Source organism: Paenarthrobacter sp. CM16 (assembly GCF_013179505.1).
Lineage (GTDB): Bacteria > Actinomycetota > Actinomycetes > Actinomycetales > Micrococcaceae > Arthrobacter.
In genome coordinates, this window is record NZ_JABMCX010000578.1 from 1 (window position 1) to 881 (window position 881).

At 65.6% G+C, this 881-nt stretch carries 1 protein-coding gene; it reads right to left on the bottom strand.

Features of this window, described 5'->3' with window-relative positions:
• The coding region (locus tag HP499_RS24620) for a LacI family DNA-binding transcriptional regulator (protein WP_172326625.1) at positions 1 to 881 on the bottom strand (881 nt) is incomplete at both ends.

The following is an 881-nucleotide window of genomic DNA, read 5'->3' on the forward strand; positions in this document are numbered from 1 at the left end:
GCTCCGTCGCCACCTCAAGGGCTGCCGGGGAATCGAGACCCGGCTGCTCGATCTGTTCCGTGAGCATGCCCACGGCCATCGATGCCAGTTGTGCCAGGGGTTGCCGAACCGTGGTCAGGGGCGGTGAGGTCAGCGCGGCCTGGGCAATGTCATCGAAACCCACCACGCTGAGGTCGGCAGGGATTTTCAGGGACCGCTGCGTGGCGGCGTTCATGACGCCGAGCGCCTGCAAATCGCTGCCCGTGAAGATCGCGGTAGGCCGCTCGGGAAGGTCAAGGAGTTCCCCGCCCAGGCGAAGGCCGGACTCGATGCTGAAGTCGCCGTCGCGCACGAACTCGGGAAGCACCGGGAGCCCGGCTTCGTGCAACGCGGCGGCATAGGCGGCGTAACGCGCCCGGCCATGACCGGGGCTGTGCACGCGGCCCGTGATGATTCCAATGCGTTGATGGCCCAGGCTCAACAGGTGGGACACAGCACCCAACGCTCCGGAGAACGACGCCGGGCTGACGCTGGGAATCCGCAGTCCCTCGGACCCTTCGGGATCGATGGCGACAGCCGGAATGTTCATTGCCCGGGCTTGGTCCACCAGGGCTGAACCTTGGCGCGGAGCCAGCAGCATCACCCCATCAAGGCGGTTGCCGGAGGGCTCACGAAGCTTCTGCCAAGCCTCAGCGGTAGCGTTCACGGCCCGCGTGTAGGCCACGGTATAGCCCATGCGCGCAGCGGCAGCTTCCACGCCTTCCATGGTCTCCAGGACCCACGGTGAATCGAAATTGTTGACCACCAATTGCAGCAGTCCGGGCTCCGTGACGGTGCTTCGCTTGGTGTAGTCCAGCTCCTCCAAGGCCTGCTGGACACGAGCGCGGGTAGCTTCGGAAACA